Raw genomic sequence first — 15994 nt, forward strand, 5'->3', positions numbered from 1 at the left:
TACGCCAAGTTTTCTTCTCTGCTGTCAATTTATACTTTATTAATATTTAAAAAAGATAGTGAAGTCAGTTCAAAATCCTGTCTCCACTATCTTTTTTATATGGTATTTTTAAACTGTTTTTTTAATTTCTCAATAAATTCTCTTGCCAATGGTGATAAACTTTTCGATTGTAAATGAATGAGCCAAAAGTCAACGTAGAACGTATCTTCTTCCTTTAAGGGAATTATTTTAATATCTCCACTTAAAATCATTGGCCGATTTCGAATCGAAAATTCATGCAAATACAAAATTGCTTGGCTCTCTTTTACTAACTCAAAAAGTAAGCTACTTCTATTTGTTTTAAGAACAACATTGTTTGAATTCATTTTTGAAATTTTTTCTAGCGTTTTATAGTCAGAGTTTTTATACATAACTATTTTTGCAGTTTTTAATTCACTTGGAGACACAGAATCATAAGTATAAAATGGTGATTTCTTACCGACTGCAATACACATATGTCCTTTATGTAAATGCTCATATTCAATGAATCTTTCTTTTTTTAACTCTTCGTTTGTAGCAGGAATAAGTGCAAAATCATAATCTTGATTAAGAAAATTTTGAATAATACTGGCAGGATTTTCTTCAACAACTTCAAATGTAACTTCATAAGGTTCTTCATTAAACATTACCATTGTTTCTTGAATCATATATGTAAATGTAGGAGCGGTTAGTATTTTCAAATGAGTTTCACTTTTATTTTTAATATCAAAAATTTCTTTATTAAGCTCTTTAATTGTGCTCAATAGAGTAATTGCCTTAGAAATAACAATTCTCCCTTCAAAAGTTGGAGTAACCCCTTGTTTTGATCTGTTAAAAATTTTTATTCCAAGTTCATTTTCTAACTGAGTAATGGACTGGCTCATGCCAGAAGGTGAGATAAATAATTTTTCAGCAGCCTTCGTAATTGACTTTTCCTTTGCTGCATATACGATATGTTCCATTTGTTCGAAATTCATGATTCCCCACTCTCTCTGTAAGACCAGATATCATTAATTGATTTTAGATTATTTTCAAAATAAATGTATCATTCTTAGTATTATCTTGTTCTATTCTCACATACTTAAGTTTACAAGAAAATTAAAAGAGAAGCCAAATTATTGGCTTCTCTTTCTAATATCTTACTTTAATCCTAATTGAGTTAAAACATTATCTAAAGTTACACCTTTATAAGAAGTCTTAGCTTTAGGCGGATTTGGTACCGAACTATTTTGTGAACCAAAGTTTTTTACAACGTAATCCATATCCTTTTTGTCTACTACACCATCGAAGTTCAAATCAGAACCTGAGTGGCTCTTACCCCAATAAGTTTGTAAATTTAATGCATCTAAAATATCAATAACATTATCTTTATTTGTATCCCCAGCTTTTGTATAAGGTATGCCAAATTGTAATCTTCTGCCCAGTTGTTCTCCTCGAACTTCATCTGACATTACAAATTGCTTATACACTGTAAAATGACCTGGAGCATCTATTTTTATTGTATAAGGTTTTGTATCAACATTCAGTGGTTGTGCGATATAATTTCCATTTTTAGTTACAAAGTAAGCATCCACAACATCTTTTCCATCATATGAAGTAACAGTTACTTTAGCACCAATTTTTTGCTGATCTAATTTGAAGTTCGTCCCACCAGTAGCAGGATCAAGCGCTCCTTCTAATTTCATTTGACTCTCAAATCGAGAATAAGTTTTCTTTAAATTCATTGTTTCCATATAACTGTACACTTTATTTGTTACTACATTTGATTGATCAGTCATCGATCCAGTAAATTCCATGCCATACGCGTATGCTGGGAAATCAGTCAAATATTCTTTATTAGTTACTAAGTCGAAATTGACTAATTTCATATCTTCTGGTAAAGGTGTATTACCTAAATAGTTAAACGTAATTGTATAATTTGTAAAGTATTGTGAAGTTTCTGATGTAACAGATACTTGTGCATCACCGTATTGCTTTACGGCATCACTTACAACGACATTTTTAATCGTTCCTAAGTCTCTATTATCTTCCCTTAAGATCGGAACTATAATCTTCGCGGTTTTTAAATTTTTCATATTATTTGAGCGAAGAGAATAATTAATTGTATCTCCAGTCGAAGCTGTTTTTTTATTTGCTTTTAAGTAATAATATGGATAGGTTTCAGGAACAAACACTGGTTTTAAAAATGCTTGAGCATTTGATGTAAAGTTACTTGCAGCATCATTTGCATAAAACGATGTTTTATAAGGAAATATCCCCTTTAGTACTTGTATTTGATCTTTGTAGTCTCCATTTTTATCTGTGTTTATTGGAGGATATGGATTACCCTTATAGTTATATACACGAACTTGATTGCTAGACTGATCAATTGGAATTCCTGCTCGATTTGCATCTGCTACTTCAGGATCATAAACATTGATATTAAAGTCATACAAAAATTGTCCTTTTGAATCAAATTGACTGTCTTTATACTCAATAACTTTTTGATCTAATGAATCAAAGCTTGAAGTCATCGTTGGTTGGCCTTTTTCATAAATGAAATCAGCTGATTTAGAGAATGTTTTACCTTGATCATTTGTACCAATCATTCTTAATTTATAGTGTCCTGTTTTCGCTAGTACAGGGAAATCACTAATAGGATTTTTTGAATCACCAGTGAACGGGTAATAATACCCATTAAAGCCATTTGGTACTCCAGAAACTATATTTTCAGGTAAACCACGCGTATCATATGATGCAAGCCAACCTACATCTTCACCAGTGTCTGCATCTTGGACTACGAAATCGATCGTTCTCATATGAGATTTTAATGATGTTTTAAAATTCATTGATGTTTGTGCTCTATCTGGTACAGCCGTATCACCTGAATACATAGGATTAATGATTGTAAGTGTATCAATCCCCTCATTTACTACTCGTCCACCAAATGGAATTTGATAAGTTTCAGTCGGATCAGCAGCATTTGTAAAAACGATATATCCTTCATATGTGCCTTTTTCTGCTGTTTTAGGAATAGTTAAATTAAACTTAATATTCTTTGAGCTAATTCCACTTAATTTAACTGAAGTTGGTCCAGTTAATGTTACATTATTTTTAGCAGCATCTAATGATCCTCTTAAACCAGTTTGGAATTTAACATTTACATTAAATGTTTTCGCTTTTTCACTTCTATTTTTCAATGTAACAGTTCGGTCATCAGTAATATCTTGGTCATTAAATCCAAATGAACCGAAGCTAATGCCACCTGTTAATTCTTTAATCGTTTTTAATTTACCTTTATCATTTATTGTCGGAGTTTTATCATTAACTTGTAGTTCCACATTTGAGTGGATAGCTTCATAAGCATCAACTCGTCCGCTTCCAATTTCAAACACACTGTAATTTTTTGATAAAGAATCAGCTGTGTTCATTAAGATTGATTTTACATCAGCTGGTTGCAAATCTTTGTTCGACTGTAATAACAATGCAGATACCCCAGCAACATAAGGTGTTGCCATTGAAGTTCCAGATAAGCGTTCATATGCATATTTATAATCTTCTGGTTTTGAACCATCTACTGTTTTATTGTTTACATAAAACGGAACAGTAGACATAATCGAAACACCAGGTGCTGTAACTTCTGGTTTAATATCATAGTTTACACGAGAAGGACCTCTTGAACTGAACGCAGCTAATTCATCGCTAGTTGAATGGATTATTGAATAGTCCCCAAACGAGAAGTTTGCATTACCTCCTTGAAGCGCTGCTAAAATTTGTTTCCCATCACTGTTTGATACTGTAAACGATGGAATTGCATCGACGGATTCACCTAAAAATGCATTAATTGGGCCTTCAGCTTGGTTTAGCTCATCGTTATACATAATGACTCCGACTGCGCCTCTTGCTTTTGCATTTTTAATTTTATCAATTAATGCATTCGTTCCACGCTTAATTAATGCAATATTTCCATTTAGATCCTTGCCGGTAAAATCAGCTGTTGTTCTAGCTAGACCTACGTCTACTAATTTGAATGTTTTTCCTTTTAATTGAGTTAAATCATCAGAGTAATTTCTTGCTAACTGCCTTAACGTGTAATTTGTACCATTTTGCACACCTGCATATTGATATGCATTAAGTGAAATTGATGATGCACCAACTGTTAACGCTAATGCAGAAGCACCTGGTGATCCTAATGTATACATTTGATCTCCGGAATTACCCGCAGCAACAACTGTTGTCACACCACTTAAAACAGCATTGTTTATACCAATTGATGTCGCATAAAGTGGATCATTTAACGAGTTGCCTAATGACAGATTAAGAACATCCATCCCATCCTTCACTGCTCGATCTATCCCAGCCATGATCGCATCAGTTGTTCCGCTTCCATATGGACCTAAAACACGGTAAGAGTAAAGAGCCGCTTCTGGTGCTGCACCAAGCATTTTGTATTCGCTATCCGCTTTACCACGACCACCGATAATACCAGCAACATGTGTACCATGTTCTGTATAATAAGTAGTTCCACTACTAGAATTAGTTTCTGGTTGTCCTGATTTCTTCCAATCAGCATAGGTTGTTTCCATTGGATCATTATCATTGTCGACGAAATCATATCCGCCCTTATAAGCATCCTTTAAATCTGGATGATTATAATCCATACCCGTATCCAGAATACCTACTTTAATACCTTTACCTGTGAATCCTTCTGCATGTAAGCGATCTAAACCATCATAAGGCGTGTAGTTTCCAACTTTTGCTTCATCAGCTTTTAATTGTTCGTTATCATCTGTAGTTGGTGGTTCAACTGAAAACGTTTCATTGCTCCAAACTGTTTTAACTGCTTTAGATTTTAATAGATTTTTTATTTGATTAGCTGGTAGGTTCATAGAAACACCATTAAAAGCATTTTTATATGAACGAGTAATCTTATAATCTACCTTCTTATTATTGTCATCAATTAATAGTTGATCTACATCTTGATTAAACGTTTGATGATCTTGATCAATTAATTTTGTAGATTCATCTGTCGTTAACGTTTGCCCTTCAAGACTCGCTTGAAGCTGAGCAACTTTTGTAGGCTGATTTGCAAATTGTACGATGACTGATGTTTGTTCAGTAGACGTTTGATCAATATCAGCCGGAATTTGTAGACCTATTTCTTCATTAGCTGAAAGCTGGTTAAGTGCATCTCTTTGTTGTGGAGTTAAGTTTGCAAGAATATCTTCAGTCTTTGAATAGCCTGCAGCTTTTGTAAGATCTAAATGCCCAATAGATCCCAAAATAAAACTAGATGATAGAGCAACTAAAGATAAGCTTTTAACAATTTTACGATTGTAAGACTTTTTCCCCATTTTCATCCTCCATACCCCTGTTTATTACATATGTTAGTGTTCATGAATAACGATACGATAATTTAATTGTGAAGCACTGCATTAGCTCTCAATAAATCTTGTACGATTTCATTACAAACTATCTATGTTATTACTATTATTAAAGAAATGGGGACTGGAAGTAAATTGGGGAAATTTGAAATATTTTCCTTATTACAATTGTCATATTCGTATTTTCTATTTTCAAAATAAATGTCAAACACTCTCGTTTATTGTAGAAAAATTTGATTGCATTAATACATTCTTAATTTTTTTAATGTAATTTGTAGAATTTTGTTACCAAAAATAAACTTGCATTTGGGGGAAAAATAAAAATATCATTATATAACATAGATAATATACGAATTTCTCATTTTATTTTTTTTCAGAATACTACATTTATCCTATATTCTTCCTTTAAACTTCGTAAGTAAAAATTCTTAATTGTTGAATACACACTTAAAAAAATGTACTTTTTATATATTACAAATCGTGTTCTAAGCTCACATACTAAAGTCTCCTAAATAAAGTAAACTCGCTGATAGACGAGCCTTTAGGCAAAGTCAGAGGCATAGTTGTACTTTTTCTTTATACCTAAAATTGGTAGAGCGTCGAGTTTTCTCCTCCGCTGAGAAATTATACTTTCTTAAAATTTAAAAAAGATCGTGTAGTCAGTTGAAAATACTACCTCCACGATCTTTTTTAATTACTATTATTAAACTGTTTTTTTAATTTCTCAATAAATTCTCTTGCCAATGGTGATAAACTTTTCGATTGTAAATGTATTAGCCAAAAGTCAACGTCGAAAGTAGTCTTTTCCTTTAAAGGAATGATTTTAATGTCTCCACTTAGAATCATTGGCCGATTTCGAATCGTAAATTCATGCAAATACGAAATTGCTTTGCTCTCTTTTACTAACTCAAAAAGTAAGCTACTTCTATTTGTTTTAAGAACAACATTGTTTGAACTCATTTTTGAAATTTTTTCTAGTGCTTTATAGTCAGAGTTTTTGTACATAACTATTTTGGCATTTTTCAATTCACTAGGAGATACAGAATCATAAGTATAAAATGGTGATTTCTTACCGACTGCAATACACATATGTCCTTTATGTAAATGCTCATATTCAATAAATCTTTCTTTTTTTAATTCTTCGTATGTAGCAGGAATAAGTGCAAAATTATAATCTTGTTTTATAAAATTTTGGATAATATTAGCTGGATTTTCTTCAACTAATTCAAATGAAAGATCATTTTGTTCGTCATTAAACTTTATCATTGTTTCTTGAAGTAGATAAGCAAAAGTAGGTGCAGTTAAGATTTTTAAATGAGTCTCACTTCTATTTTTAATATCGTATATTTCCTTATTAAGCTCCTTAATCGTGCTTAATAATGTCATTGCCTTTGAAATGACCATTTTCCCTTCAAAAGTTGGTGTTACACCTTGTTTTGATCGATTAAATATTTTTATTCCAAGCTCATTTTCTAACTGGGTAATGGATTGACTCATTCCAGAAGGAGATATAAATAATTTTTCTGCAGCTTTCGTAATTGACATTTCTTTTTCTGCATAAACAATATGTTCCATTTGATCAAAATTCATTTTTACAATTTCTCCTTAAGAAAACTAAATCTACTATTTTTGGGGATTTCAATTTTACATTAACGTTTTTAAAAAAATCAATTATTTCTTATTATTAACTTATTAAGTATCTACAAGGGTATCAATAGGCGAATAATTTTTATAGACCTATTGGCGAATAAATCTAAATATTTTATACATTTACCTTTTATATACATTAAAAAATAAGACAAGAATACCACCTAAATCGTATTCTTGTCTTCTATTATTTTTAAGGGAAAGTTTTTAAATTGAAAAAAGCTGGTTAAATCGTTTTTCTATCAAAAAGGGTGCTTAATCCATCTTCTTAATTTCAAAAACACCCTTTTTGACTTTGTTAGTAAGCGTAATTAGAACTGCTTATTATTTCATTTTTTATAGCTTGATAGACATAATACTTGTCCAGTCACCATAGATTTTTTGTGACCCAACCATTTTGTAAGAACGGATTTTATAATAGTATGTTTTACCTTTACTTAATCCTTTGTTCGTGTAATTAGTTGTTGTCACGCTAGTTAAGTGAGAATATGATCCTGTTTTTGAAGTTGATTTAACAATTTCATATCCTGTTGCACCTGATACTTTTGACCAAGTTAATTTCACAGAATCTTTTCCAGCTTTCGTTAATTTCGCATTTGATGGTTTAGCAGGAATTGCTACCCATTTCGCGTAAATTGTTGTGTTTGCTGTAACACGATCTTTTGCAAAGTTCCAAGCTACTTTACCTGCAGCATCTTTGTACCATCCAAGGAATACATAGCCTTTTCTTGTTGGTGACTTCGGTTGGCTAATCGTCCCATTGTATATTGCTGTTTTGGAAGTAACTGAACTTCCTCCATTACTGTTAAATTTAACAGTATACGTACTAATGTTCCATTTTGCATAAAGTGTTATATTACCTGTAAGTGTGACAGAATTCCCTACTGGCGTTTTTAATGAAGCATCTTTATACCATCCAGCAAATGTATAACCTGTTTTTGTTGGTTTTGGTAAATTAATGATGCTATTGTAATTCGCAGTTTGAGCAGGAACTGTAGAACCACCATTGCTTACATAACTTACTTTATACGAATTTATTTTCCACTTCGCATATAACGTAGTGTCGTTTGTCACTTTATCTTTCGCAAAGTTCCAAGCAACATTACCTGCAGCATCCTCGTACCATCCAACGAATGTGTAACCAGTTCTAGTTGTTGTCGGTGCAGTGATACCAGTGTTATAATTTGCCGTTTTGTCAGCTACTTCGCTTCCACCATTACTATTAAAGTGAACTGTATAAGAGTTAACATTCCACTTAGCATACAGAACCATGTCACCAGATACTTTGTCAGTTCCAAAGTTCCATGGTGTTTTTAATTCTGCATCTTTATACCAACCAGCGAATGTGTAGCCTGTTCTTGTTGGTTTTGTTTCATCAATTAATGAATTGTATTCAGCTTTTACTGAAACTACAAGTCCAGCATCTTGCGTGTCATAGATGACAGTGTATTTTGCTGGTTTCCATGTTCCGTAAAGTGTTTTTACAGAGTAAATTGAATTTGTGAAATCCCAAGGGATTGTACGATCTGCATCAGCGTACCAAGTCAACTCATAGCCATGAACAGTTGGTGCTGTAATTCTGCGTGCTACAATTTGATCTTTTGTTCCAGATTTTACTTCAGTTGGAGCATCACCTGGAAGGACGAAATGCACATTATATCCATTTCCTACTTTTTGAACTACTGTCACATCAGCATAGTCAGTAGCATTAATCGTAATTGTATAATCTCTCGTTCTTGTGAACAAGCTCTTATCTAGGGTAATCGTACGTTTAACTTTGTCCACACTGTATTTTGATCCATCTACCGCACTACCATTTAGTTTAATGCTTGTAATCTCATTTGCCCATTCATTATCACTGAACTCTAGCACCATATCGTTCCCTAGTACATTATCCGTTGTATCTGCTGTCACAACAGAACCAGCTAACGCATATTTCGCATAAAGTGTGATTGGTTTTGTTACAATCGTATCAAAATCATATGGCATTGTTAGATTTTGATCTGTATACCAACCATAGAACTTGTAGCCAACTTTTGTTGGATCAACTGGTTTTGTCGCATTTCTGTCTACGATTTGAGCTGGAACTGGATCTCCACCATTTGATGCAAAAGTTACCGTATAACCGACAACTTGATCTGTTACTACAACATCTTTATAACCTTCTGATACAATCGTTACATTGAACTTTTGTCCAGCTGTGAAAAGATTTGCTTTAAGTGTAATATTATTATTTGAGATCGTGTAATCATTATTTAGAACTAATGTTTTAGAGCCGATTTGCACAGCCTTAATATTGTTTTTCCATGTGCCATCATCAGTAAATGGTAATGTAATATCACTACCTACAATGTTTCCAGCAACGTCTTTATTTACCGTTGGTGGTACTTTCATCCAACATAGATAGAAAGTAGTGTTATCTGTAAGCACTTTAGGATTTGTTGTAATATCAGACTTCTTATCACTTGAATTAGCTGCATCCAAATATAGGTCATTACTGATCGTTAAATTTCCATTTGTTACATGTGTTGAAGCTGCATTCATATTTAGCGCATTTGTTTTTCCATTGACGATCATATCGGCAAGATATGTGTCAGTTGCATTCTTTAATGTACCGCCGTTTAAATCAATATGACGTCTATATCCAAGTTGTACACCTGGTATTGTGACAATTTCGCCTGTTGTCGATGTTACAGTTAAATCATACCCTTTGACCGCTCCAATATTTCCAAGGGACGGCATTTCACTGAATGCAAACTTTTCTCCTAACTTGGTTTGACCTGCTTTAACAGCTTGTTCATGTGTAGCTGTTGTAAAGGATAGAACTCCGTTATTTCCATTAGACGACAAGCTATAAGTACTTGGGTCTAATGTATACTGTGTTGGTGTCGATTCAGTTGAGCCATCGCTCTTGAACTGATAAAATTTCGCTTCAATTTTTGCAATTTTATCTTTACTAGTTAACCAAGAAACATTCGTTAAATAATCTGGGATGTTGATTTTTAAATCACCTTCACCAAGTACCCATCCTTTTCCAGTTATTGCTGAGTTACTTCCGTCAAATTTTAATCCGTTCGGGTTCGCTTTATCAACTGGTGAATAACTTTGAGTCGTATTCATTTGCCATTTTGCATAAACAGTTTTGTCCTGGGTTAAAACAGCTGATGGATCCCACTGCGTTATACCTTGTGGCTCGTTATACCAACCAAGGAATTTATAACCAGGTTTCGTTGGTGCAGGTGTGTTGGTTGAGATTAAATCACTATTCGGACCATTTGATCTACTTGAACTCGCTTTGTATCCCACTGCCATCTGGTTTAACACTGACCCACCTTGGCTGTCAAAATTAATCGTATATCCAACTGGCTGTTGACCTGTGTAAACAGGATCATATCCTGCGATGACATCTGGATAATTCGTTCCATCTGCACCTACTGAGCCAATTGTAAATCTGTATAGTTGTGGCAGATAGTTTTTTCCACTTGGGTTGACAGTCGCTGCACCATAGGTTGAAGTATTTTTCGAATCAAGAGTCGAATCTGTCATAAATGTCTTTGCATTGAACGTAATTTGACCTGGTTTACTAATGTCATAATATTTTTGATTCGAATCTGGATTGATTAAATTACTAATATCCATGCTCTTACCATTGGTAGTTGTTACAATCACCTTATTGATTCCATTTCTCCAGTTCGCATCTTCTTGGAAGCTTAATGTTAAATCCTTTCCAATATGCGCTACTGTTGGGTCAGTGATGATTGGAACTGATGGCGTCGGAATTGGTACTGCTGATACTGTTAAACTTTTAGTAACATCTTGGTATCCTGTTGCCTTCACTGTAACTGTGTAATTCGTTGCAGTCGGGAATAATGAGCCTGGGAACGTAATTTTTGATGGCATAGTTTGCTGTGCACCATTTGCATCATAATACGTATATGCCGGGTTGATTGTTACTAAATTCGTTACATCCGTTGAACCTAGCATAATTTTTGTAATTGATTTTCTCCATAATACATCATCAACAAACACCGTGCTTGTAGGAGATAGAGAGATTGTTGCCCCACTTTGCAAGTCTTGTAACTTTGGTGTTGATGCAATTGTTTGTGCTGGAGCTGTAAAATTAAGCTTTTGCATGACCTGCTGTGCCGTTTCACCTGCATTTAACGTGATTGATCCTGCATAGTCCGTTGTAAAAGTTGTATCTTTATCTACTGTTAATTGGGCAGTTGGAACAGTTAAACCTGCATCAATTGCACTTTGATTTTGCTGACCAAAGTTTTTAAAGATGAAATAGAAATCATTATAATCAATTCCATAACCTGAACCTGTAGGCTTAATCCAATAAATATCTTGATCACGGTTCGTGTTCAAGAATGCTGTTTTGTTTGCTACATTATTTGCCGGATTATTCAAATTATTTAGGTTTTTATACTGATAATAAACATCGATTTCCTTCATCAAATCTTTCATGTCGATTACGTTGTCACCGTTAACATCTCCACCTAAAAGAATTGGGAATAGACCTCGAATATCCTTTACAGTACCTGATTGATAACCGAATTTATTTTCACCAATTACAGGTGTTTTTTCATATCCTTTAAAGTGTCCTGGTACACTTGCTTCAACGGAATACGGCTTGTCACTAACATCCATCGTCAGAGCATAATAAGGATTGATAAACGTATAAGCCATCGTATTATTAAATGATGTTGGTTGATCCGTTGTAAATTTTTTACCTTTATCATCCGTAGCAGTTACCTTCGCACCTGAATCAACCGTGAATTGAGGATATTGGTTATTTACATTATTTCTTGCGAAAGATTCCGCAGCCACTTGCCCTCTAAGTACAGAGATATTCTGTCTTACATAAGGTACATTTGTTGGGAACCAAGGGACTCTTGTATCTTCACCTGACAAAGTTAAATTCGCTTGTAGTAATTGATATTCGAATTGCCCTGTTATTGGATCAGGACTGTTATAGGTCACATCTGCTTCTATAATCGGCATATCATGATCAAGTGCACCCGCTGGACCTATATTTGAAATCGTCAAATCTGTTGTTAAGCCAATTCCATAAGTTGGATGTTTATACGGTTGACCTACCGTAAGAACTTTAGTCGGATCAATACCTTTACTGATTAAATAATTTTTATACTCATCCGTAAGGCGAATATTACTGAATTCATAGACATTGTTACTATTCAGCAAAAATTTACCGCCGGTCATTCCTACTCCATACTTTGTTGTCATTGTCATTTTGAATGGTTTATTATTATCAACGACTAATTTATCTTCGTTACCTGGTCCTGCGTCTACTCCATTAGATGAAGTTAACGTAACATACGGATTTCCCTTTTTAATGAAAAAATAAGTCTGTCCGTTTACAGTTCCATCACTTTCACCTGAATAATCCTGAGGCTCAATATAAAATTCACTACCCATTTTATTTGCTACATCCTCAGCAGACACCCCAAAATGGAAGCGACCTTTCGCATCAGTATCAAAGTAAACTGTTGGGAACGAACTATCTTGGTAACCTATAACACTGTTCAAAGCTTGATCAACTGGAACTGGCGTTACGCCATCCTTAGGGCTTGGCACTGACGTTTCTCCATTGTTTTTCATCACGTCTATGTTTGAGTCATAAACTGTACCATGGAATCCTTTTATTTCTTGTCCAGGCAAGTACCCTGTAGTATCAATTTCATATATTCCACCCTTGGAGTCCTGATCCATCTTCATTGTTGGTGGTGTACCGTCAACATAGACCGTATCTTCCGCTGTGTAACGTTTTCCATCTTTACCAGTTGCGATCAACTCCAGTGAGTAAGCACCTTCTTTTAGCACTTCCACATTGTTTGAGATGCCAGAACTGTCATATGTTCCATCGTATTCCTTTGTAAATGGAAGGTAAAATCCATTAAAAAGTGTTATAAGTGGTCCATATTGAACACCTGGGATCAAATTACTACCGGTTGATAACGTGTTAGCTATACCGATATATTTTCCATCCTTGTCTTTTATGGCAATATATAAGTCGTTCATTTCGTTATTTACCGATAAATAATAAGAAGATAGATTTCCCTCTGACGCTGCTTTTATCGCTACTTGGAATTTATTAATTCCTTTTTCCGCAACTGTAATCGTAAACGGAATACGATAAGTTTCTGATGGGTCCTTTGAGTTTACAAGGTTAATATAACCTTCGTAAGTACCATCTAATGAATTTGACGGAACTGTAATTTTTGCCGTTGCTTTAACAGTGCTTCCTCCACCAACATTAATAGAGTTTACATTTTTCCCATCGACAGAAAAATCGATTTTCACATCATTTCCTGTGCCAGGACCTACTTTATTCGATCCAGCAAATTTTGATGTAATAAATGCAGTACTTACATTGAATGTTTTACTACCAGTTCCTAGATTTGAAACATTAAAGTCTTTTGAAGAAACTACATCATCAGAACCGTTCGTTGCACCTTCTCCTCTACCTTTAAAACCAAAGAACATGCTTCCAGTCAGGTTATCAACTTCATGAGCTGTTGATGCATCTGAAGGATTGTCAAAAGTAACTGTTTTATCTAAAACTTGGACTTTAACATCTGCTGCTATTGCACGAGCCGGATCAACACGTCCAGCACCTACTTGATATACGCTATAAGTCTTTGAATCTGTGTCAATACTCTTAGCTGTATTCATTAATGCCGTCTTAACATCCGCAGGTGTATAATCTGGATGTGCAGCTAAAACTAAAGCTGAGATCCCAGCAACATGTGGTGTTGCCATTGAAGTACCAGACATAATCTGATACGCAAGTTTATAATCATGAGTTTTATCGTTTTGTGGCTCCCAAATATCGTATGGAGCTGTTGAAGAAATATCAACACCAGGAGCTACAACATCAGGCTTAATTGTCCAATCTTTAACTGGACCTGTAGAACTAAAGCTTGCCAACTCATCTCCACTCTTACTAATTGGTGTATCAAGTGTAGATGGGAAAGTAATGTTAGCTGATTTAGGGTCTTTTTTAATTGCATCTGACAGAGCTTGTCCTTGTGATTGTGTCAATGAAACTGAATAAACATTATCCATACTGACACCTAAGTAGTTAGGGATATATCCTTGGCTATCTGGATCATCCGTATTATCCCAGATAATCATACCCGCTGCTCCAGCATTTTTAGCATTTGACATTTTTGTTTGTAAGTAGTCAACTCCACGCTTAACTAGAACAAGTTTACCTTTCACATCAATTCCACTATAATCTGCCACGCTTCCTAAACCTACATCGACGATTGGTAGTGATTGCCCTTTATAAGCATCGTCTGATTGTGAAAAGTCTTTACCGAATAAACGTGCTTTATAAGAAACTGAACCATTCTTAATTGTCATTGTTGCAATTTGTTCAGGTATCGTACTTGCGCCAACAGTAATTGCTAATGCTGAAGATCCTGGTGAACCAACTGTAGCTTGCCCAGGACCAGCATTACCTGCTGCAACATCACAGACAACACCTGCTAATGTAGCATTGTTAATAGCGATACTAGTTGGATAATATGGGTCATTAATATTTGCACCAAGAGAAAGATTAATCACATCCATGTGATCTTTTACTGCCAGGTCAATACCATTTAATACAGATTCTGTTGTACCATGTCCACCCGGTCCTAATACACGATAGCTATAAAGGTCTACATCTGGAGCTACCCCATTAGCCGAATAAACATCATTATTATTCGTTGTATTCGCTGCAATCGTCCCAGCAACGTGAGTTCCATGAGACGTAATATATGGCTTATAATCTGCAGGAGGTGTCCCAGAGATTACATCAGGATCCGCTCTATCCGCTAACCAATCCTCATAAGTTGTTTCCATTGGATCATGGTCATCTACGTATTTAACGTTTCCGTTTGCATCTAATCCTTCATTATTAACTAAGTCATGTCCACCTTTATAAACAGCCTTCAAATCTGGGTGATTATAATCAATACCAGTATCTAATATACCAACCTTAACCTTTTGTCCTGCACGTGGACCTGATTTAATGATACCAGTATTACCTTCAGCTTGAAGTTTATCAATACCTAAATAAGAAAGCCCACCTGTTGGCTTACCGGCAGATCTACTTGTCGCTACAGCTTGGGAAGCATTATCTGCTGGAACAGAAAATTCTACTTCCGACCAAATAGAAGCAACATCTGGATTTTCAGCAAGCTTTTCTACTTGATTTGCAGGTAGAGTTAAAGATACTCCATTAAAGGCATCTGTGAATTCACGCGTAATACCCATAGAAGTATTTACAGACTTCCCGCCAACTATTTGCGTCTTAGGCTGTCCATTCACAAAACTTTTAAATTTAGCATGAGAATCTTTAACCCTTTGTTGTGCATCAGAATATTCGTTTGCAAATGCTTGACTATTTGCAGTTGCGCTCCCTTTCGCAAGTGATTGCTTTATGATTTGGATCTTTGCTGGATCTTCTTTAAATTGAACAATTACATTAATCTTTTTTGAACCTGTTAAATCCTTTTTGTCCACATGAATTTTTTGAGCGTTATCTGCCCCAGTAAGCTTATTAATATTTGCTTTTTGTTCAGCAGTAAGGCTGTCAAGAATACGGTTTACTTCTTTTGCATTAAAAGTATTGTTCGATGAATCTTGCTGATCTGTTTTAATCTCAGCATTTAAACTTGCAAAACTTTGAGGAATCGCAACGTTTAAAAACATCGAACTCAACGCAAAGACTGAGATCATCTTTTTAGTTGGCTTCATACTCTTTCTTGATAATTTTCTCTTTTTCATGTTTTCCCCCCCATTAGATACATCATCTACTTACAATCAATTGCCAAATATTTTTACAGAAAATTCACGAATAAAAAACTATTCTTAACAATTGAATAATTAAATATTACTCCAAGAATTACTTGTCTTGTATTGGGGGAATTTAGCGTTTTTTGATTTAATTT

Annotated in this window: 4 protein-coding genes; all 4 read right to left on the minus strand. The window is 34.5% G+C overall.

Going from position 1 to position 15994, the window contains the following annotated elements:
• Positions 1-95: 95 nt before the first annotated feature.
• Positions 96-995, minus strand: coding sequence for a LysR family transcriptional regulator (locus ACFCYN_RS08995; RefSeq protein ID WP_375948819.1), 900 nt, complete (start codon positions 993-995; stop codon positions 96-98).
• 162 nt (positions 996-1157) lie between these two features.
• The gene (locus tag ACFCYN_RS09000; protein ID WP_375948821.1) at positions 1158-5351 is read right to left on the minus strand and encodes a S8 family serine peptidase; all 4194 of its coding nucleotides are present in this window, start codon (positions 5349-5351) and stop codon (positions 1158-1160) included.
• A gap of 720 nt (positions 5352-6071) precedes the next feature.
• Positions 6072-6971 (minus strand): LysR family transcriptional regulator, encoded by a 900-nt coding sequence (locus tag ACFCYN_RS09005; protein ID WP_375948823.1) that lies wholly within the window; start codon positions 6969-6971, stop codon positions 6072-6074.
• Between the two features lie 393 nt (positions 6972-7364).
• Positions 7365-15830 carry an InlB B-repeat-containing protein gene (locus ACFCYN_RS09010; protein WP_375948825.1) on the minus strand — a complete coding sequence of 2822 codons (8466 nt, stop codon included), beginning with the start codon at positions 15828-15830 and terminating at the stop codon, positions 7365-7367.
• Positions 15831-15994 lie beyond the last annotated feature (164 nt).

It is taken from the genome of Gottfriedia sp. NPDC056225, from assembly GCF_042267765.1.
In the GTDB taxonomy this organism is placed as follows: Bacteria; Bacillota; Bacilli; order Bacillales; family Bacillaceae_G; genus Gottfriedia.

Coding starts and splice junctions, on each gene's coding strand:
- ACFCYN_RS08995 (WP_375948819.1), bottom strand. CDS start 995: ATGAATTTCGAACAAATGGAACATATCGTATATGCAGCAAAGGAAAAG.
- ACFCYN_RS09000 (WP_375948821.1), bottom strand. CDS start 5,351: ATGGGGAAAAAGTCTTACAATCGTAAAATTGTTAAAAGCTTATCTTTA.
- ACFCYN_RS09005 (WP_375948823.1), bottom strand. CDS start 6,971: ATGAATTTTGATCAAATGGAACATATTGTTTATGCAGAAAAAGAAATG.
- ACFCYN_RS09010 (WP_375948825.1), bottom strand. CDS start 15,830: ATGAAAAAGAGAAAATTATCAAGAAAGAGTATGAAGCCAACTAAAAAG.